Annotated in this window: 15 protein-coding genes; 8 read left to right on the forward strand and 7 right to left on the reverse strand. The window is 67.6% G+C overall.

What is annotated here, in order from left to right:
* Positions 1 to 197 precede the first annotated feature (197 nt).
* The gene (locus tag G7043_RS48970) at positions 198 to 545 is read left to right on the forward strand and encodes a helix-turn-helix domain-containing protein (protein ID WP_313888343.1); all 348 of its coding nucleotides are present in this window, start codon (positions 198 to 200) and stop codon (positions 543 to 545) included.
* Here the strand turns inward: G7043_RS48970 and G7043_RS48975 are convergent.
* The gene (locus G7043_RS48975; RefSeq protein ID WP_242643276.1) at positions 490 to 849 is read right to left on the reverse strand and encodes a hypothetical protein; all 360 of its coding nucleotides are present in this window, start codon (positions 847 to 849) and stop codon (positions 490 to 492) included. The two genes, G7043_RS48970 and G7043_RS48975, sit on opposite strands and share 56 nt — an antisense overlap.
* Between G7043_RS48975 and G7043_RS48980 the strand changes: the two genes are divergently transcribed.
* Both G7043_RS48980 and G7043_RS41265 read left to right on the forward strand, forming a co-directional pair.
* Positions 772 to 1125 (forward strand): integrase core domain-containing protein, encoded by a 354-nt coding sequence (locus tag G7043_RS48980; protein ID WP_242643272.1) that lies wholly within the window; start codon positions 772 to 774, stop codon positions 1123 to 1125. The two genes, G7043_RS48975 and G7043_RS48980, sit on opposite strands and share 78 nt — an antisense overlap.
* Positions 1126 to 1156: 31 nt before the next feature.
* Positions 1157 to 1591 carry a hypothetical protein gene (locus G7043_RS41265; protein WP_166054135.1) on the forward strand — a complete coding sequence of 145 codons (435 nt, stop codon included), beginning with the start codon at positions 1157 to 1159 and terminating at the stop codon, positions 1589 to 1591.
* Between the two features lie 210 nt (positions 1592 to 1801).
* On the opposite strand, the gene G7043_RS41270 is transcribed toward G7043_RS41265, so the two are convergent.
* Entirely contained in the window at positions 1802 to 2128 is a 327-nt protein-coding gene (locus G7043_RS41270; protein ID WP_166054136.1) for a hypothetical protein, read from the reverse strand.
* Positions 2129 to 2203: 75 nt separating this feature from the next.
* Positions 2204 to 3280, reverse strand: a complete 1077-nt coding sequence (locus G7043_RS41275; RefSeq protein WP_166054137.1) for an SEFIR domain-containing protein — start codon at positions 3278 to 3280, stop codon at positions 2204 to 2206.
* A 178-nt stretch (positions 3281 to 3458) separates the two neighbouring features.
* Between G7043_RS41275 and G7043_RS41280 the strand changes: the two genes are divergently transcribed.
* Complete coding sequence (locus tag G7043_RS41280; RefSeq protein WP_166054138.1) at positions 3459 to 6311, forward strand: tetratricopeptide repeat protein; 2853 nt, start codon at positions 3459 to 3461, stop codon at positions 6309 to 6311.
* Positions 6312 to 6416: 105 nt separating this feature from the next.
* Positions 6417 to 8018, forward strand: coding sequence for a protein kinase domain-containing protein (locus G7043_RS41285; RefSeq protein WP_166054139.1), 1602 nt, complete (start codon positions 6417 to 6419; stop codon positions 8016 to 8018).
* A 9-nt stretch (positions 8019 to 8027) separates the two neighbouring features.
* Here G7043_RS41285 and G7043_RS41290 read toward each other — a convergent pair whose 3' ends face one another.
* Positions 8028 to 8993, reverse strand: a complete 966-nt coding sequence (locus G7043_RS41290; protein ID WP_166054140.1) for a hypothetical protein — start codon at positions 8991 to 8993, stop codon at positions 8028 to 8030.
* 341 nt (positions 8994 to 9334) lie between these two features.
* Here G7043_RS41290 and G7043_RS41295 point away from each other — a divergent pair, with 341 nt between their 5' ends.
* Positions 9335 to 11554 (forward strand): ATP-binding protein, encoded by a 2220-nt coding sequence (locus tag G7043_RS41295; protein ID WP_166054141.1) that lies wholly within the window; start codon positions 9335 to 9337, stop codon positions 11552 to 11554.
* 17 nt (positions 11555 to 11571) lie between these two features.
* On the opposite strand, the gene G7043_RS41300 is transcribed toward G7043_RS41295, so the two are convergent.
* Entirely contained in the window at positions 11572 to 12423 is an 852-nt protein-coding gene (locus tag G7043_RS41300; protein ID WP_166054142.1) for a hypothetical protein, read from the reverse strand.
* Between the two features lie 82 nt (positions 12424 to 12505).
* On the opposite strand from G7043_RS41300, the gene G7043_RS41305 reads away from it, so the two are divergent.
* Both G7043_RS41305 and G7043_RS41310 read left to right on the forward strand, forming a co-directional pair.
* Positions 12506 to 12826 carry a hypothetical protein gene (locus G7043_RS41305; RefSeq protein ID WP_166054143.1) on the forward strand — a complete coding sequence of 107 codons (321 nt, stop codon included), beginning with the start codon at positions 12506 to 12508 and terminating at the stop codon, positions 12824 to 12826.
* A gap of 186 nt (positions 12827 to 13012) precedes the next feature.
* Entirely contained in the window at positions 13013 to 13384 is a 372-nt protein-coding gene (locus G7043_RS41310; protein WP_166054144.1) for a hypothetical protein, read from the forward strand.
* Between the two features lie 732 nt (positions 13385 to 14116).
* Here the strand turns inward: G7043_RS41310 and G7043_RS41315 are convergent.
* Both G7043_RS41315 and G7043_RS41320 read right to left on the reverse strand, forming a co-directional pair.
* Positions 14117 to 17623 (reverse strand): patatin-like protein, encoded by a 3507-nt coding sequence (locus tag G7043_RS41315; RefSeq protein WP_166054146.1) that lies wholly within the window; start codon positions 17621 to 17623, stop codon positions 14117 to 14119.
* Between the two features lie 532 nt (positions 17624 to 18155).
* Positions 18156 to 19676, reverse strand: a complete 1521-nt coding sequence (locus tag G7043_RS41320) for a hypothetical protein (protein ID WP_166054147.1) — start codon at positions 19674 to 19676, stop codon at positions 18156 to 18158.
* Between the last annotated feature and the right edge of the window lie 33 nt (positions 19677 to 19709).

Genomic DNA, 19709 nt, shown 5'->3' on the forward strand with positions numbered 1-19709 from the left:
AGAAGGACATCGAGATTCTCGCTCTTCGCCACCAACTCACCGTCTTGCAACGACAACTCGGCGACCGACGTCCACAACTCCGACCTAAGGACAGGGCGTTCCTCGCCGCGCTCCTGACGCCGCTGGCCCGCGCCACTCTGCGCCGACTCCGACTGTTGGTCAGCCCGGATACGGTGCTGCGATGGCATCGTGACCTTGTGAAGCGTCGCCACGCCCAGACGAGCCGGCGTCGAAGGCCTGGGCGGCCGCGGACCGTGGCATCGGTCCGTCGCCTTGTCCTCCGCCTGGCGGACGAAAACTCCTCGTGGGGCTATCGGCGCATCCACGGAGAACTCGCCCTCTTCGGTGTCACGATCGCTCCTTCGACCGTGTGGGAGATCCTCACAGCTGCCGGCGTCGATCCGGCGCCACACCGAGCGACAGTCACCTGGGCCGAGTTCCTGCGCTCTCAAGCCGAGGTGGTCCTGGCGATGGATTTCGTCGAGACCGTCACGCTGACCCGGCGCACGCCAGTACATCCTCGCCGCTGTCCACCATGCAGGTAGGCGCGTGCGCATTCTCGGTACAACCGCGCACCCGACACATGCCTGGGTGACGCAGGCCGTCCGGAATCTCCTGATGGACCTCGAGGACGCCGACAGCCTCGGGCGAGTCAGGTTTCTCATCCGTGATCGTGACGGTAAGTATCCCGCGCTGATCGACGGGATCCTCGGCGGCGCCGGGATCGCGACGATCCTGACCGGCGTCCGGGTGCCCCGCATGAACGCGATCATGGAACGCTGGGTCAAGACGCTGCGCGGCGAGCTCCTGGACCGCACGCTGATCTGGAACGAGGCCCATCTCGGGCACGCGCTGAAAGTGTATGAGCATCACTACAACGAGCGTCGCACTCACCGGCCCCTCGGCTCCGCAGCACCCGGTCCAGCTGGCCCAGCGCATTGGCCCAGATCGGCCTGTGTTCGGCCGGCAGCATGTAGCCACGCAACCGCCGGTCGCGCGGGTTGTCTGGGTCGTACACCGGCCGGGCGACGAACAGCCGCTGTTCCCCGTCCGGTAGCGGCCCCACCCACAGCGACCGCGCGGCGATGTTGGTCCACACCGCAGCCGCCTGCTTGGCTAACTTGAGCAGTCGCAGCGTCGACCAAGGAGGGGTTGCATGGACGAGGGCACGCCGGAGAAAGTCGACTGGCGGACGACGTACCGAGGCCTGGACACCGGCGCACTGCTCGCACTGCTGCCGCTCCTGGACGTCGCGTACGAGCGAGCCAAGGGTGAAGTCGAGCTGCTTGAGCGCACACTGGCCGACAGCGAGAAAAACGCAGACCTCACCACAGAACACCTGCAGCATGCGATGACGCTGCAGGAGCAAGGAGTCGACGTCTCCAAGTACGTGTCCGAAGCCGAGGAGCTCGCGGACAGCTTCACCGCGAACGCCACGAACGGTCAGAAGTACCTCAGGGCGATGTTCGCCTACGCGAGCGACCTGGTGACTCGACGGGAATGGATCTTGCGAGATGAGGCGTACCGTCGCGGCCTGCTCCCCGACCCGGCAGAGTTCTTGCCGCGAGAACTCCGGCGCCCCTACGCATAACGAAAGGCTTCCGACCTTGGTGCAGACGTGGTGTCCTGCTGCGACGGGAGTTAGGGAACAGCGCCTGCGGGTTGGGGAGGTGGATCGAGCAGTCGCAGACGGATGAATCGCACCCAAACTATTCCGGTCGTGACAAGCACGCCGTGACCCAGACCCGCCTGTCGACGTCAACGACCATCGCTCATCGTGCGTCGGTGGCGTACCAGGAGATCACATCCGTGAACCGTCACGGATTTTGCAGCCGCCGGCAACCAACCATGTCTTGTGACTGTGCCGTAGTCCGTGGAAGGTCAGGCCGGACCGGCATTCTGCGGATGCCGGATTACGGGCGTCCATCGTTGTCGTTGGCCGCGAGTTGAGTACGCGGCGGATGAAGGCGCTGCGCCACAACCAGGTTCCGCCTTCGGCGGTGAACACGAACTCGTTGTCGTGTCGTTCAAGATGCTTACGCAGCATGGTGATGAGGAACGGCGGAAGTGTGATGGTGCGGGCTGAGGAGGCGGTCTTGGGCCCAGCCGTGCCACCGCGTGTGGTCACTCTCGTGAAGAGCCCCGGTGCGTGGGTCGACCAGACGCGTGCGCGTTCCGGCAGTTGCCACCAGTCAGGCGCTATTCAGTCGATTACAGTCGGATTGCCCCAGGCGAGTTCGGGCAGGTGCAGCGAATGGCGGGACTGGGTGGCGAAGACGCCAGCCATCAACGCCCCGACTACAGTGCCTGGGCGGTGCGCCCGGAGCTCCAGCCGGAGCACGCCTGCTACGTCGACCGTGACCCGCACCGGCTTGCCGTACGTGGCTTGAACCTCCGGCTGAGGCACTCTGTCAAGCACGACCTGGAAGTAGCCCACCTGCTCGGACTCACGGGCGTCGTCGAACACCCCGACGACAGCCGTGAACACGGAGTAGGCCCGCCCCAGGGAGAACTCGGCTACGCCGGTCGGTTCTGTGCACCACATCGTCGGACGGAAGCGGATGCTGCTGCTGTAGTGCTGCCCGTCGATGTCCGCTGCACCGAATGTCACACCCTCGGTGCTGCGGACCAGCTTGGCGCTGGGCACAAGCAGGTGTGGCCTACCTCTCGGGGCCTGCCCCGCCGCGGCCTCGGCGTCTTCGGCCCGCTGACGCGCGTGGGTACCGGCGAACGGGTTGCCTCGATATTTGCCCTGCCGCGGCTTCAGCCACTCGGACACGCCGCTGATCGCCGCCAGCAGGTCACGGACCCCTTCGGCGCTGAACTCCCGGACGATGTAGTGAGTCGTGGAGTACGGCCGCATGAAAGTCGGCAGTTCTTCGATCGACCTGCCAGGCAGAATCACCGGGATGATCCGCCGCGTCTCCTTTGGCAGGTCCTTGGTGAGGTTGTCCATGATCAGCGCGGTCTCGAACTGGGAGCCGCGTCCCTCGTCCGGTGGCGCGCTGCCCTCGGCCCGGCGCTTATACGCGGGCGAGGCGATCACCAGGATGAAATCGGCTTGCGCGATATTGCGCGAAGCCCAGAGCGCCCAGTCGCGTCGTCCATCGTCCGCCCATTGGTCGAAGACGACGTCGAGGCCCTCGGAACGCACCAGAAACTCACCAAATCTCCGGACCAGGGCCACGTGGTGCTCGTCGTCGTGCGAGTAGGTGATGAAAATCCGCGGTGCCTTCTCCTGGGTGGCGTCCGCGAGCTGCTGTCGTTCTTCGATGTCCATCGACCTCGTCCAGGGATGTCGGTGTGCCAACGCCGCGATTGAACCCCATGTGTTGCCTCAACTGGCCGGGAAATTGCGCTTGCCGTGCTTTTGTCCTACTTCTGTCGAGTGTTCACCGACTCGCGATCCCAACGTCGTCGGGCATCGTGGTGGGAGAACTCGAATCGACAGGAGAACGATGACGCACCGGACCCGGCCGCAGGTCTTCCTGAGCTACACGTGGGCGGACGAACCCGCGGTTGACCTGATCGAGCAGGCGCTGCGCTCACGGGGAGTGGCGGTGTTCCGTGACAAAGACCTGTCGCTGTTCGACCCGATCACCGGCCACCTCGCGCGCGAACTCGACGAGTCCGCGGTGCTGCTTGCCTTTTACTCGCGGCGCTACCCACTCCGCTACGCCTGCCAGTGGGAGCTGACCAGGGCTTTCCTTGCCGCACTCCGGCACGGCGACCCGCGGGACCGCGTGCTGGTCGCGAACCCGGAGCCTGATGAGAACCACATCGCGCCGGTGGAGCTGACCGACGCGGTCTACTCGTCGTGGACCGGTGCGCGCAGTGTGGACTCGCTGGCTGACGCCGTCACTGCCAAGCTGGCCGCCACCGGCGGCATTCCCTTCGGCTCGCCACCTGAGGACGGCGAGCTGCACGCCAGGCTCACCCGGCCCCGCAGGTTCGTCGGGCGTTACAGAGAGCTGTGGGCGGTGCACAGCGCCCTGCACGGTGGACGCCTGTGGCTGGCCCACGAGCCGGCGCCGGACTCGGCGGTCGTGCTCAAGGCGCCGGCGGGCATGGGCAAGACCGTGCTGGCCGAGCAGTACGCATTCCTGTTCCGCGACGTATACCCAGGCGGTGTGGAGTGGATCGACCTCGCCGGCGTGCCTGCGGGTCGCGTGCTTGAGCACTTCGCGGCCGCCGTGGCCTGGGTCGCGTCGGCCCGCTTCAGATTGGACCTCGGCGGCATGGCACCGGATCAGGTGATCGCCACGGTCGGTGACCGTCTCACAGCCGAGGGACGGGACGTGCTGTGGGTCGTGGACGACGTACCAGATGGCATCGGCAAGACAGTGGACCGGCTGGTCCTGCCCTCACCCAGGGCGCACACCGTGCTGACCACTCGGACCGCGTCGCCGGCGACCGACCTCCGCACCGTCCCGGTCAGCGGTCTTACCGCACAAGAGGTCGAGGAGCTGTTCCGCGCCCAGTGGCCGTCGATCGATCGCGAGGAGCGCAGCGCCATCGCGGTGCTGACGGAGCGGTGGGGTGGTCACCCGCTGACGTTGCTGCCCATGATCCGCGAGCTGCGTGGGGCGCAGGGAACCGGCGCGCTGGACGAGGTGCTGCGCCGCGAACCCGCCAACGACCCGGTGGTCGACGACTTGGCCCGGGCTGTGCGCGACCGCAGCGCCCACGCCAGGGCAGTGCTGGAGTTCGCCTCCGTGCTGGCCCCCGTCCCGTTCACCGGTGAGCTGTTGGTGGAGGGTGTGTCCCCGTGGCTGGGGAGCGCGACGCCGATGCTAGTCGCCGATGCGTTGCGAGAACTCGAGGAGTTCAGTCTGCTGCACCGAGCCGACCGGCTGCCGAGGACGAGGCAGGCGTGGCGGTTGCACGCACTCGTGAGGGATGCCGTACGTCGTGATGTCGACTCGGCGGTGCTCGCGACCTTCGCCCATCGGGCAGCGGTCGTCGTCTCCGCATCGTTGGACGCTCCCAAGGCTTCTATGGACGTGCACTTTCATGCGCTCCGCGTCGCCGCGTGCGAGCAGGTCCCGGTGCCGATGCGGCTGGCACTCCTGCGCAAGGTGGCCCTCCGCCACGAGGAACGCGGTGACATCATCGCGGCCTACGACGCGGGCGCCATGGCCGTGCGGGTGGCTGGAGCGGCGGCCGGCGTGTCGGACCTGCTGGCCGCAGCACGGCTCGCGGTGGCCGCAGGGGAGACCGCAGCTGCGTTGACCTGGACGGCTGCGCTGGTCGAGCGCGCGCGAGCGGACCGGGACGGCCGCACCGAGTTCCGCGCGCGGTTCCTAGCTGCCGCGGCTCACGACCTGAACGGTGACTACGCAGGCGCGAACAAGGCCTTTCACGACCACCAGGTGGTGGCGGAGCACGGTTCGGACCCTGTGTGGCTGCCGGCGGACGAACGTGTCCGAGTCAGGCTCGCCAAGATCGCCGCCCTCCGGCTGCGCGGCGACTACCGCGTCGCCGCCGCCACCCTCGACCAAGTGCTGCCGGAGGTGCTGCGGGCACAGCCGGTACCCGACCACCGAGGTGTGCGCCCTGTGGCGCTGCTGGAGCGGGCGCGGTTGCGGTTGCTGTCCGGAAAGGTCGTTGAGTCACGCCAGGACGCCACCGGGCTGATCGAGGTGTTCGCGGCGGTAGGCGTGCCGCGGCACCACCTGGCGAGGCAGGCGGTCGCGGTGCTCGCGGAGGCTGAGCTGACCCTGGCCTGGTCCGAGATGAGCGCCCGCCCGCTGGAGTGGGACCAAGCTGTGAAGCAGGTGCGACGGGCACTGGACGAGTCCACCGAGTGGTTCGGGCCGGACAACCCGCTGACCCTCGAACTCCACGTGCTGCGTGGCCAGACGTTGCACAACAACTCCCGGCACGCCGAAGCCTTGGAAGTCCTCGCCGACGCAGAGCGTCTGATCGCGGGCAACCTTGGCGCTGATCACCCGTTGAGGCTCAAGGCCCGGCAGTGGACCGGACTGTCCACGATGGGCCTGGAGGACTGGGCCGGAGCTGTCGCGATCTTCGACGAGCTGCTGCCGCGGCAGACCGCTGTGCTGGGCCGAGGGCATCCGGAAGCCCAGCTGACCAGGTTCCAGCTGGGCATCTGCCTGGCGAAGACCAACGTGCTCGAACGGGCGAGACCGCTGATCATCGAGGCAAGGCAGGTGCTGGTCGAGCAACACGGCCCATGGCAGCAGTGGGCCAGCATGGCGCGCGTCGGCAGCGCCTTGACCAAGATTCCCAAGCCGCTGTGGAAGATCTTCAACGCCCTCGATGACGTGACGCGGAAGCGGCGCGTCTGAACGTCGCGGTTCTGTCATGTCGTTGTCCTTCTCGGCGGGCAACCCCTGCGGGTGTGCTCCTCTCCGAACCGGCTCGGCCGGTGCGGAGAGGAGAGAAGACCGCAGATGAACGAAGTCTTCGCCAGCCGGTACCTGCTCGGCGCCCCGATCGCCGGGGCGGCGCTGGGCGAGGTCTACACGGCCCAGCCGACGGAGATCGACGTGGACGGACCGCCGTCACCGGTCGCCATCACACTTGTGGACCGCCGGTTGGCCACCACCCCAGGCGTGGACGCCCACCTTCGGGAGCAACTGGCCCAACTGGTGCGAGTCGGAAATCCGCACCTGGCTGTGGTTCGTCAGGTGGTGCGCGACGGCGACCGCCTTGCGGTGGTGACCGACCTGCTGCCGCCGCACACCCTGCGCGACCTGCTCGCCAGTGGTACCAGAGTGCTGCCCGCCCAAGTCGCTTCGCTGGGCGCGGAGATCGCCTCGGCATTGGCGGACCTGCATGCCGCCCACGTCCTGCACCTGGCGGTGTGCCCGGAGAACGTGCGGCTGGACGGCTCGTCGGCGCTGCTCACCGGACATGGCGTCGAGGCCACCAGGGTGATGCTGCGCAGAACGGCACGTGACGAGATCACGACGGCGACGCCCCAGTACACGGCTCCGGAGCTCACCGGCGACCGGGCCGTTGGCGCCGGTGCCGACGTGTACTCGTTGGGCGCCCTGCTGTACGAGGCGTGCTGCGGCTCGCCACCGTTCACCGGGACGCTGGCCGAGGTGATGCGGCAGCACGAGTCGATGCTGCCGGGCACGGTGCCGGGGATGCCCCTGCCGCTCGCCGAGCTGATCAGTCGGATGCTCGCGAAGGACCCGCTCTCGCGTCCCGACGCGGCCGAGGTGGCCCGGCAGATGGGCGAGCTGGCCGTGACGCTCAGCGGTGAGCCGGTGGTCCACGGCGAGCCCGCACGGCCTGTTCCCGTCCCTCTCGCAGTCCCGTCCCCCGGAAGGTTCGCGATCATGCCGAAACGCAAGAAGGCCAAGGTTCTGCTCGGTGCCGGCCTGGCGGGCGTGGTCGGCATTGCGGTGCTCACCTTCTCCGGGGACGAGGCCCCGGAAGCGCAGCCGTCCGCGCCGACCACGACGATCACGACATCCACTACGACGACGACCACCGCTCCGAGCACGTCGAGCTCGACCACCACAAGCACGTCGTCCACGGCGGGAACGACCACCACGGTAGCGCCGACCGGGCCGGTGGCCGTGCAGCTGGATGCGCTCAAGCCGGTGGCCGGCGAGTGGGTAGGACGTCGGTCCACGGGCGTCGTGGGTGTCGACGGCACCGACTACCCGCACAGCCTCACCGCCGGCCTGGGTTCCTGCGGCGGGCAGAAGGGGCTCGTCGAGTACAACCTGATGCGCAGCTACGTCACCTTGGAGGGCACCTTCGGCCTTGCCGACGACTCACGGGTGAAGGAGACCGAAGCCCTGGTGGAGGTGATCGTCGATGGCAAGCACCTGTTCCGCGAGCAGATCCGCTTCGGTCGGCCGGTGCCGTTGAAGGTCGACCTGACCAACGCGCTGCGCCTGACCATCCAGTGGCAGCTCAGCGGCGAGGCTCGGTCCTGCGACGTCGCAGACCTGGTGCTGGGCGACCCGCGGCTGCTCGGAGCCTCCGGCCGGGTGGCCGCGTCCGGCACGTCCGCGACCACCACGACGCGTTAGCACGAGGCATCACAGGACAGGATCCCAGCCGATGCCGTAGGACCGCGCGGGCTGGAGGTTCTCGAACACCACACGGACCTGACCCGTTCCGTCCGCGAACAGTGCCTCCCGTGCCGGAGCGGGGTCGCCCGCCTGCATCGACAGCTCCCCGTCGATCCGCCAGATCCGCGCCGGGAGGTTCTCGTGGAGGAACCCCACGCTGAGCACGAAACGCTCGCAGGCGAACTCCGGTGTACAGCAATAGAGCGGCGCGATGGTCGGTACCCGTACGCGGAAGAAGAAGGAGTGCTCGTCGCCGGGGTCGAGAGGGACCGGTGGGCGCAGGGTGAACGCGACCCGGCGCGAGGACACCGCTCTCGGGTCGAGCACCTCACCACCCTCGATCTCGTCGATGCCCAAGGTGTGCAGATCCACCGGGCCGCTCGTCGGTGCGGTGGAGATCACTGAGACGGCATGCTCGATTCCGGCCAAGCCCGGTACGTGGCTCACCACCCGGCGGGTCTCGAACACCTCCACCTGCGGACCGCGGAGCAGCATCCGGACTTTGAGTTCCTTGGTGTGCCAGGGGGAATCGTGTGCGGAGACGGCCGCCGCGGGCGCGTCCCGCGCGTGGGCGAGCTCGGCGACGAGGTAGATGGCCTCGTCGGCACGGCGCTGCATGGTCCGGGTGTCCCGGTCGACCACCTTGCCCAGCCACGAAAGCCGTGCGGTGTAGGAGAGGTTGTCGGGGTTGTCGAACCCGAACACGGTCCGTGCGGTCAGCTGCTTCCCCTCGGGAAGCATGCCGATCAGCTCGCCCAGGGCGGTGACGACCAGGTGCCGCACGGCGCCGGGCGGGGCGCCGTCCGGTACACCACAAGCCTGCCGCAGGGCCGTTCCGATAGACCTGGGCACGGACGTCTCCTGGACGCCGAGGCCCTTGCGCAGGGCCTTCAGGTCAGCGATCAGCTCGTCGAGCCGGCCGTCGTGGTGCACCACGCCACCTCGTCTCTGTTCCGGACGCCACCGATGTCGGCGGACCGGCCACCCTCCCATGACCACCCCGTGACGTGCGGGAAACGGTGTGTCCGAAGGTTTCCTGACGTCGGAAACAGTGCGAAACCCCATAATGCTGTCGTTGCCGGAATTGCCGAGCACGATGAGCTCATCCCCACCGGGCCTCCAACGGAAAGGAAAGAGCGGTGCACACCCACTACACAACCATCGTGCTCCTACCCACCGGACAGCTGGTCTGAACGTTCCGCCCGCCGGTGCCCACCTGTCCGCGGTGGGCACCGGCGGGCGTTTTGCTGCCGTCCATCGAAGAACCGGGAGTCATGATCGAATTCGGGGCCGAACTGCGCCGGCGCAGGTTGAAGGCCAACCTGTCCCAGCACTCGCTGGGCGCGAGGGTCTATGTCAGCAAGGGATATGTCAGCCGCATAGAGAACGGCAGAGTGACCATCCAGCGCGACCTGGCGACGAAATTCGACGATGTGCTTGAGGCCGGTGGCGAGCTGCTTGCGCTGCTACCCGCCGCCAGTAGTGGGTCGGCGGAACCGGGCGAAGTCCGTCTGCGCGGCCTGCCCAGTCCACCGCTGCACTTCGTGGGCCGTGATCGCGAGTTGGCGACGTTGGCCTCGGTGTTGCTTGGCGAAGGCCCCATGCGGATGTGCGTGCTGCACGGGACCGCGGGGGTCGGCAAGACCGCCATCGCGCTGACCGCGGCTCGGCAGGCGGAACAGGATTTCCCGGACGGTGTGCTGTTCTTCGACCTGGGCGGTCACACCCCCGGCGTCACACCACTCCCGCCAGCGCAGGTTCTCCACACGATGCTCACGATGCTGGGCGTCGCGGCGGATCGCATTCCGGCTGACGTGGACGGCCGCGCGAACGTGCTGCGCGACCGCTTGCATGGGCGAAGGGTCTTGCTGGTGTTCGACAACGTCGCCGACACCGCTCAGGTACGACCGCTGCTACCCGCGGAGGAAGCGTGCCGCGTGCTCGTCACGAGCCGCCGCAAGCTCTCGGCTCTCGACGACGCCTGGCACGTGAGGGTCGAGGCCCTGGACACTGGTGATGCCGTTGGCCTCTTCCGGGCGCTGGCGGGAGATGAGACGCCGGACCCGGCCGAAGCCGCGCGCATCGTCGCGTTGTGCGACCGGCTGCCGCTGGCCGTGCGGATCGCCGCCGTGCGGTACGCCGTCGGGGGCTGGAGCGCGGCCAGGTTCCGCGCCCGGCTGGTCGACGAGGGCACGCGCCTGGCGTCTCTGAACGACGGCGAGCGCGGTGTGGCGACGGCGTTCGCGGTGTCCTACTCCGAGCTGCCACCGGATCAGCGCTGGATGTTCGGGCTGCTGGCCTGCCATCCAGGCACCGTCATCGAGGCGGACGCCGCGGACGCCATGGCCGGGTTGCCCGAGGGCGAGTCCGACCTGCTGCTCGACCGGCTCAACGAAGCGAACCTGGTGGCACTGGGCGAGCACGGTTACGGCCTGCACGACCTGGTGCGCCTGTTCGCCGTCAGCCACGCGTTACCCGAGGTCGACGCCACCACCAGGGCCGCGGCCGTGACCAGGGTCGTGGCACACACGGTCGACCGGGTGGCCGCCGCTGACGAGCTGCTGAACCCGAGGCGCCACCGTCCGGTCGTGTCGACCCGCCCGCATCCTCTGGCCGATCGTCGGACCGCCCTGGACTGGCTGCGAGCGCAGTGGCCGACGCTCGTCCGGCTGGTTGACCTGGCCGGCGACCACGGTTTGCACCGCGACTGCTGGCAGCTGGCCCACCTGCTGCGCGGTTACTTCTTCCACGACCGGCTGATCGACCCGTGGCTCGCCGTCCACGAGCGCGGACTCGAGGCGGCACGTGAGGACAACGACCTTTCGGCCGTCGGCATGATGTTCAACGGCATGGGCATGGCTCACATCAAGGCAGGTGCGGTCGACGCGGCGCTGGAATGCCACCAACGTGCGTTCGACGCCTTCACCGCCGCCGGTGACGAACACGGGGTCGTGGACGCGTCGTCCAGCGCGGCGTGGACGCGCATCTACCGGGGCGAGCAGGACATCGCTCTCAAGGAGTTGACCTCTGTGCTGGGCGTTTACCGGCGAACCGGCCGCCGCCGCAACACGATGATCGCCCTGCGCGGCATCGCGCTCGCGTTGACCGACCTGGGCCGTTTCGACGAGGCCATCTCCCACGCCCAGGAGTCGTGGGAAATCGCCGCCCAGGACGGCGCGGACGACAGCGGTCCCGATGACGAGGGCGTCATCATGGCGCTCAACTGTCTGGCCTGGATCGACTTCCGCGCCGATCGGCACGACGCGGCGGACAGCCGCTATGCCGAGGCCGCCGATGTCGCCGACCTGGCAGGTCACGCGGACGAACACGCACGGGCGATCACGGGACGCGGCAACGTCGCCGCGTCCCGCGGTGAGTTCACCACCGCCCTCGCCCTCTGGTCCGCCGCGGACACTCTGAGTTCGGCGCTCAACCTGGCGGTACTGGGCGAGGCACGCGTCCGCGCCGACCTGGAGGGCCGGACACGGCGCTGACCGGGTCCCTGCGGATTTCAGCACCAGCGCAACCCGTAGGACAGGTGGGCAGCCAAGTCTGTGAAGGACGCGGAGTGCTCGTGCGCCCGGCCGACCGGCAGTGCCCGGCGCGGCGCCAGGTCATCCTGCACCTCGACGGCCGGCACACCGTCCAGCACCAAGACGCGGCGCGGTGGCACGGGGAACACCACCCGCAGGGTGAACCGGTCGCATCGGCCGTGCGGGGTGCAGACGTAGTACGCCGGCGGCGAGCCGATGCCGGGGATGATCCGCAAAGAGATCTCGGTCTCCTGCCCGACCTCCAGCGGCTCCGCCAGCCGCACGGTCATGGCGATCCGGGCCGATGCCTTGCGCGAACGGGGTACCAGCGACCCGCCGTGGATGACCTGCACCCGAACGCCGTCAACATCGCCCCCGCCATCGTCCGGTGAGGTCAACGACCACCCGAGGTCCAACTCGGTCACTCCGGCGCGGTCCGCGACGACCCTGCGCGTCTCGAACACCTCGCCGCCCGTCAATGACACCGTGGTCTTCAGCTCGCTGGTGTGCCAGGGCGGGGTCGGTCTCCTCGCACGCTGCGCGAGGACCATCTGCGCCACGATCAACAGGCTTTCGTCGACCCGCCTGCGCACGGTCCGGACCTCGCGGCCGAGTCGGGTGCCCGCCCATTCCAGCCGTTCGAGGTAGAACGGCAATCGAGCGTCCTCGGCGAGGGCGAAAGCGGCCGTGAAGCAGATGCGGAGGTCATCCGGCAATTTGGCGGCCAGCTCCGACAGGGTTGACAACAGCTTCGCACGCGCTTTGACCTCGTCGTCTTCGGCGCTTATCCCGCACAATGCGCCGACGACATGGCCGAGGCTGCTCTTCACCTCTGGCCGGAGCACCCCGCGTCCGCGGCGGAGTTCCTAGAGTTCGGTGACCAGAGCATCGGTCTCGTGACACGAAGTGGGCATGACCGTCCTCCCTCATGCGGCACTCGATTCAACCGCGCCAACGCGTCTGCAGGGCGCCGTGGCCGGTGTTGACGGAAAGCTGTCCGGTCGCTGTCATCCCATCGGGTGTCTTGGTACCGGCACTGATGCACGACCGGAAAACCTTCCTGTGGTTCTGCGGCGACTCCATCATGGATTCATCGGATTTGATCGAAGCGAACCCTCTGGAGAGGTCATGGAAATCTTCTGCCCTATAAGCCGTCTGTTCAGCCTGGGCATCTGGATGTTGATGCTCGGTTTTGTGGTGGGTGTGGTGCTCGGCGTCCAGGTCGGGGGGTGACGAACTCGTCAGCCTCTCGCGTGCCGCGGTGGTCCTCGAAGCGTCGCCGCAGCGGTGCCGGTGTGAGTGGCGCACCGGTCAAATTGTGGCCGTCGATTGGCCGGCGCGTGGTGTACCGGCGCTGCTCCACGATCGAGGAGGTTCAACTTTGAGTTCTTTCCCGACAATCGAAAGAGGTGGGAGATCGTGGACGGGAAGCGGAAGCGGACGAGTGTTCGATCAGCGGTCCTGGTGCTGTTGACCGCGGCGTTCGGCGGAGCGTTGGTGGCCGGTGCCGCTCCGGCGTCGGCGTCGGGGCCGGGCGTGCTCGCCAGCTACATCGACTCCAACTCCGGTGGCGCGAACCTGCGCACCTGTGGCACCACCGCGTGCGGGGTCATCGCGTACATGGGCAACGGTACCGGCGTCACCATGCAGTGCTGGACCGATAGCCAGTGGGTGCACCCGCCCGCCTCGGACTACAGCTCGCCCCGATGGTTCCGGCTGTCGACCCCGTGGGGTGTCGGCTACACGCACTCGTCGCTCGTCGAAGGGCAAACCTCGGTCGGCAAGTGCTGAGGACCCACGTTGAGGTGGTCCCCGGCGCACTGGGAAGTGCCGGGAACCACCCGTGTTCACGACTGTGGGCAGACCGTGCAGGGTCGTCCGTTATCGCTCCAGCGCTGATCGACGTCTGCAAGGTCGATTGTCCATACACTGGACATTTGCGCAGCGTGCCTGGTGGGGCTTCCGTGTCGATCATGTACCTATGACCGACAATTTTCGACCCGATAGGCGAAAACATCAATCTCGTGCGGTAAAGACGAATCCAGGGTTAGGCATAGCAGGCGCCGCCGACGTCCACTCACGGAGATTTGCAGGCATTACTGCATGGTCAGTCAGAACGATCACGTCGCGGCGTAGGACGTAGGTCAGCACCATCTCTATAGTGCGGCAGGGCGTAGCGGCCCCAGTCGATCGCGGTGTCAAGTTGGTGTCGGGCAGTCGAAGCGGAGAAGCCGCCCCGGCGCGGGTCGAGGGAGAAGCCACCGCGGAGGATGCCATCCGTGCTGGTCTTCAGTGCACGGCAGGTCGCGTGCATGAGCGAGCCCGCTCATGCGCATGACAGGCGAGGATCTCCCTGCTGTTCATCGTGTGGCAAAGTCCGTTCACACTGATCGTGCTGGAGCGGATCTGGAGCAGTGTCGGCGATGGAACGTCATCGAACGGGCACTCAACGGCGCTGAACGGCGGCTAGTCCCGTCTTTCGCACATGGCGATGAGTGGGGCCGGAACAGCGATTCGTCTTGATCATCTTATCGTGGCGGGATGCGGGAACGACGGCCCCGGCAGCCGATGGCCTATGGCGGGGCCGAGTGTGGAGAAGATGCTGGGCGCGTTGCCGGTGGTGGCGGAGTACTGCCACCGGCTTGACCTGGCCGGGATCGTCGATCGGGCCTGTCCGATCCGGGCGGATGTGGCGATCCTGTCATTCTTCGCAGAACTGTCGTTCTTCCTCACCTGCCACCGCTTCAGCGCCTGGCCTTGCCACCACGCTGTCATCACGGCGGCGACGATCAGAACGGAATCGAGGACAAACGCTGACAGGACACGATTGTCGTGCGCGAAATCGACGACGCTCCTCACCGGAGCGATGAGCGGTGCTGCGACGATGACCGCGCCCAGCGCGATGGCCAACCCGTACATGAGCTTGGCGACCACGTTGACCCACACGTCTGAGATCAGCGCGAACGGGGTGCGCCGCACCACCGGGACGCTGCCCAGGATCATCATGGCGACGACCACTGCGGCGACGCCGCCGAGCGAGACGACGCCGACTGTCGACTTCGGATCGTTGGTGTTGACGATCGCGTGTACCGCCAGTGGGATCACCGGAGACAGCAAAACCAGGCCGTGCAGCATCGTGCGCGATCGCAGTGCCGCGTAGCCGAACGCGGTGAGCAGCATGCCGGCGCCTAGTGCGGCCGCAGGAGCGGTGAGACCCTCCGGCAACAAGCTGAACATCGCCAGCATCAGCATCGCGGCGCCGAGCGTGATCGCGAGCAGTCCGCCGGCCTGAGCGATGCGACTGCCCTTGGTAAGGCCGATGATCGCCCAGTACGGCAGAAGAGTGGCGCCTCTGAGCGTCCTGGTCACGGGTTTGGCGACCCCGAGCCCTGACTGGTCGCTGTCCAGCACGCTCACGGCGACCGCCGCGGCGGTCGCGGCGGTGCGGATCATCTGGTCGCCGGTGAACTCCTCGCCCAGCGGCTCCCTGCCGATCTTCGCCTGGTCGAACGCGGTGAGCGCCTTCATAGCGCGGTCGACCATGCCCTCCTTGGCCGGGTCGAACCGGCCCTGCACCTCAAGCTCGTCGAGCAGTTTTGCGTGCTGTGCGACGAACAACGCTCCTGAGGACCTAACGTTCGCACCATCGTTGGCGTCGGCCAAGATCGCGTCCTTCAACGCGCCGAGGTCTTCGGAGACGATCCGCATGTGCAGGCCCCAAGCGACGAGTTCGGCGATCTTGGGTGCGGTCGGCTCCAGTTCCTCGACCGGCTTCCCGTAGATCTCCGTGAGTTCCTTGATCGCATCTGCGACCAGCGCGTCGATCTTTTTCTGACGCTTTTCCTCCTTGAGCTGCACAGGATGAGAGCCGAACAGTGCCGTCACGAGTTCGCGGATCGCGCGGGCGGCGGCGTCCGTGCGTGCTTCCTCTGTGTCCCCGCGCTTCTCCTCGATCGTGTACTGGCGATGAAGCCGCTCCTGCGAGAGAACCACCCGACACAGCATGGTCGCCGCATCGAGCCTGCCCCAGATCCAGTCGTTGACCCGCCAGGACCGCTTGAGGAATCCCGAAAATCGGCCGAGTGACGCGCCTGCCGCCTTGTCGTCCGGTGTACGGGTCTGTTCGGCGAACGGGTTCTCGGCCCGCAGACTCACCTGCATGAGTTCCACCGGCTGGTCGAGACCGGTCGGCGCGACGTCGCCGACGCACGTCGCCGAGATCTCTAACGCCAGCAACCGGGACAGCAGAAGTTCGGCGCCGGCCAACCGTTTTCTGCACTCGGTGAAGGTCTGATCCGCGTTGAGCAGCTCGCGCCACGCCTTCAGTCCGCCCATGTCATCGAGCGTCTCCGGGACGCGTTCCAGCACGTCCTTGGCGCCCAGCAGGATGTCGCCGATCTTCCCGGCCTCGCTGCGCACCCTCGCCCCGGTGCCTCGTGGATCAGGCTTGCAGAGCCTGTCGTTGTAGTTCTTCAGGCGCCCCAGCCAGTACGTCTTGTCCGGCTCACAGGGGGAGGTGCCTTCGTCGAGGAACGCGCGCTCGTTGCGAATGGCTGCTCGGCACTTGTGCAGCGTCTGCCGCAGCGTTGCCAGCTTGTCAGCGTCCTCGCTGCCGCGGGGCACCACCCACACCAGGCGCTTGAGCAGATCCAGCGTGGCCGAGGCCAGCCGGTCGGCCATCGTGAAGCCCCACGGCCAGCAGTTCTCCTCACCGAGAACGGTGTGGGGAGCCGGATTGTCGGGGACGTAGGGGAGCGTCTTCTGCGGCCACGCGCGTTGGCCGGCCTCGGCTGCGGCCCGCACCCGTTCAAAAGACCAGCGGTGGGTGTCGGCATTGGGATCGTCGAACAACCGGCCCGCCAGCTGCTTGGCGGCGTACCGGATCCGAACCTCGCGGTACTGACCGAACAACACTCGTGCCATCCGGTAGAGCTGCGGCACCAGGTGCTTGGCGTCCTGGTCGTACAACTGGTTGAGCAACGCGTTGCGCCCAGTGCGCCGGGACGCGGCCGCGCGGTTGTGTTCCTCGACTCTGTCCACATAGGTCCGGCCGCTCTGGCTGTACAGCGCACCGAGCAGTTTTCCGCCAATCTTCAACGCAGTCGGGCAGTCGTCCGCCTCGTCCTGCTCAGGCTCCTCGCCGCGATCGGGTGCGTGTGGGAAGACCAGCAGCATGATCCGCCGCACCCGTCCCTGCGCTGGCATCCGGTCGATCGCTTCCAGAGCTTCCTTCGTCGGCGTGTTCACCAGCACACCGCCGTCGACCGCGAACCGCGCCCTGTCGGCCTTCTCGCTGTACCAGCTCGCGTTCTTGCCCATGCCGGACTCGTCGTCGCTGGGCACCGGCACGTGAGACGGCTCGAAGGCGAACGGGAACGAGGCCGTTGACCTGGCCGCCAGCGCGAGGCGCGTGACCAGGTGCTGCTTCGGGTTCTCCCCGTTGACGAAGTCGTCCTGGCTGCTCCCGCAGTCCGGAGGGTCCCGGCGGAACGAGAAGACGCCCTGGTGCACCGTCTGCGGCAGCTCCTGCCCAAGATCGTCGTAGCTCACCTTCGGCACGCCGTTGAGCAACGTGGTGGTGATCCTCAGGTCGATCGGGGCCTTCCCGGACGGCACCTGCTCGAACTCCGTCGTGAGACCGCTGAGCGCCTCCTCCAGGCGCGGCAGGAAGTACTCGTCGCCGCGCAGCAACGACGGCGGCTGTCCCTTGAACGGTTGGCGCAGTAGCTCGTCGAAGCGGCCGTGCTCGACCCACATGTTGCGCAGCGCGCTCAGGTCGGCCTTCTTGTTGACCTGCGACAGAGCGAGGGCAGCGCCGTTGATGCCGCCGGCGGAGGTGCCCGTGATGACGTCGGCGCGGGCGGTGCCGTCGACCAGGTTGAGCATGGCGCGGTAGGCGGGGTCGCCGTCGGGCATGGCGCGGGTGAGGCGGTCGAGTTCCAGGACCACGCCGCCCATCCACACGGCGAGGCTGACCCCGCCGTTGAGGACGACGGCGAAGCGGATCTCCTCCGGGTGCGGGGTGGTCATGGAGGATAAGTCGCGGCGCACCCACGCTGAGTTACTCCGTTCGGCTAGATCCGATCGGGTGAAAGGCTCAGGCGATCTCGACGAGGCCGTCGAGATCCCATTCGGTCTGCAGGCCGGTGCGGCCAGAGCAGTTCGCGCCTCCGTGGCCGTAGTTGACCATCGTGAAGTGGATCTGTGTCATCGGAACTCAATCTCGCAAGGGACAAGACGGGGGATCAGGGAGTGCGGGGGAGCCGAGCGGCCGAGACCAGGACCTTGATGCACTCAGCGGCCTGCGGTGCTCGAGTGGTGACGCCGTGATCGGCTGAAGACCTGAACGTGGCAGTCCAGGAGGTCACAACCCGTCGGTGTCGTCGGCGCCGAAGTGTTGCTCGGTGTCGGCGCCTGGCTTGGCGCGCAACTCAACGACGCGTAGCGCTGGTGTTCGGGCGGCGATAACCCTGTCTACCTGCCCAGCCAAGTCTTCACGTCCCATCGGGACAGGACCACACGACGAGCCTCCTGCGCGCGGAACGCACCACGGGATCGGTACTCAGATCAGAGCCGTTCCGCGAGCACTCGTCAGCCATCGTGTCCAGGCGTGGGCGTCGGTGCCCACGTCGGCCGGGATGCCGAGCATGGCGAGCGCGCCGGGGTACAGCGTCTCGTAGTAGGCGTTGGCGGCAGTCGCGAGTTCGGGTGCGCGGATCAGCCAGGGCGCGGGCAGCCTGGTGCAGTGCAAGGTCTGGTTGAACAGTTCGGGGGTGTCGTCAAACTCGCCGTCGATGACGCCGCGCCGGATCAGGCCTTCGATCAGGTCGTGGCGCCGCTGTGCCCACTTCTCGTTCCAGCCGGTCCTGGCCCAGTCGGACTCGACCCCGTAGATGGCCCAGGACTGCCACGCTGGCGGCGGCTTTTCGTAGGTGACCGTGGTGGCGAGCCAGGGCAATTCGAGCATGCGGGCGACGTGAACGCGGTGGTTACCGTTGGCCGAGACCTGGTACACCGGTCCCGCCCATGCTGGCGTGTGGGTCAGGTTGATCTGGTCGGTGAACAGTTCGGTGGTGAACGCGTCCAGGTCGGCTGCGTCGGCGAGGCCTTGGGCGATCTGGCGCAGCATGTACTGGCGGTGGCCCTGGAAGTCGCCCCAGGTCGGGCACGCGGTGGAGACGACGAGCCGGGTCGGGACCCACAGGGTGGTGTCGAAGTATCCGCGGTGGTCCTTGTTCGCGGCCTCCGGCGCCTCGCACAGGATGTGCGCGTGTTCCAGTTGTGGCGTGGTGTCGTTGAGCAGGCGGGCCCGCTCCTCAAGGTGGGCGCCGATGTCCACTCCGCGCAGTACGTGCGCGGCGCGTCTGCACGCCTCCAGATGCTCCTGGTAGGCGGGTCCGCGGTGCAGCAGCAGGTCGGCGACGCGCTGGCCTTCCAGTGACGTGTCCGCCCTTGAGGATGGCTCGACCATCCGGACCGGGCTCGGTGCCGGGGGATCGAGGACCACGATGGGTGGGCGATGGGCCATGAACCCGGTGATGGTGGCGATGGCGGACTGCGGTGTCGGCGCGTAACCCCACCCTCGGTAAGGTCCGGATGCGTCTCGCCCGGAGGTCACGGTCGCGACGAACCCGCCGTGATCGTCGTAGCGCACGGTCCACGTCGAGGCATCCGGCGCCGGCGACGACAGCGGAGGCAGCTCGGCGTCGACAACCGCTGCCCGGTGGTGGTGGACGGCCGCGGAGATCTTCTCCGGGGTGTCGCCGCGGTCGACGGCGATCTCCGCACTGTTGGCCTCGCGCACGACTTCCCACACGTCTTCGGCCTTGTCGGCGAGCGCGTCGAAGCCTCGTACGAGTGCGGTCAGGTCGACGCCGATGCGGGGATCGTCGAGCAGCTTCCGTGCGCGGATGACGCGGTGCTGGGCGGCGAGCAGGCGCCAGGTCGCGACGTCGAGGTCGGCGGGCTGGGGCGGGCCGTCGTGCCGGAGTGTCGGTGGCTCGTCGGGGACATGTCGTAGTTCGCGATCCAGCAGCGCGTCGACGAGTTCGCCGCACTGCGTGGGGCTGATCCACCCGGTCATGACCGGGACCACGCGCAGGACGACGGCGGTCCG

The sequence above is a fragment of the Lentzea alba genome (genome assembly GCF_011067745.1).
GTDB lineage: Bacteria > Actinomycetota > Actinomycetes > Mycobacteriales > Pseudonocardiaceae > Lentzea > Lentzea alba.

Bases quoted from the DNA above. Each gene is read 5' to 3' on its own strand.
- G7043_RS48980 (WP_242643272.1), top strand. From the start codon at position 772: ATGGAACGCTGGGTCAAGACGCTGCGCGGCGAGCTCCTGGACCGCACG.
- G7043_RS41265 (WP_166054135.1), top strand. From the start codon at position 1,157: ATGGACGAGGGCACGCCGGAGAAAGTCGACTGGCGGACGACGTACCGA.
- G7043_RS41275 (WP_166054137.1), bottom strand. From the start codon at position 3,280: ATGGACATCGAAGAACGACAGCAGCTCGCGGACGCCACCCAGGAGAAG.
- G7043_RS41280 (WP_166054138.1), top strand. From the start codon at position 3,459: ATGACGCACCGGACCCGGCCGCAGGTCTTCCTGAGCTACACGTGGGCG.
- G7043_RS41285 (WP_166054139.1), top strand. From the start codon at position 6,417: ATGAACGAAGTCTTCGCCAGCCGGTACCTGCTCGGCGCCCCGATCGCC.
- G7043_RS41295 (WP_166054141.1), top strand. From the start codon at position 9,335: ATGATCGAATTCGGGGCCGAACTGCGCCGGCGCAGGTTGAAGGCCAAC.
- G7043_RS41305 (WP_166054143.1), top strand. From the start codon at position 12,506: ATGACCGTCCTCCCTCATGCGGCACTCGATTCAACCGCGCCAACGCGT.
- G7043_RS41315 (WP_166054146.1), bottom strand. From the start codon at position 17,623: ATGACCACCCCGCACCCGGAGGAGATCCGCTTCGCCGTCGTCCTCAAC.
- G7043_RS41320 (WP_166054147.1), bottom strand. From the start codon at position 19,676: ATGACCGGGTGGATCAGCCCCACGCAGTGCGGCGAACTCGTCGACGCG.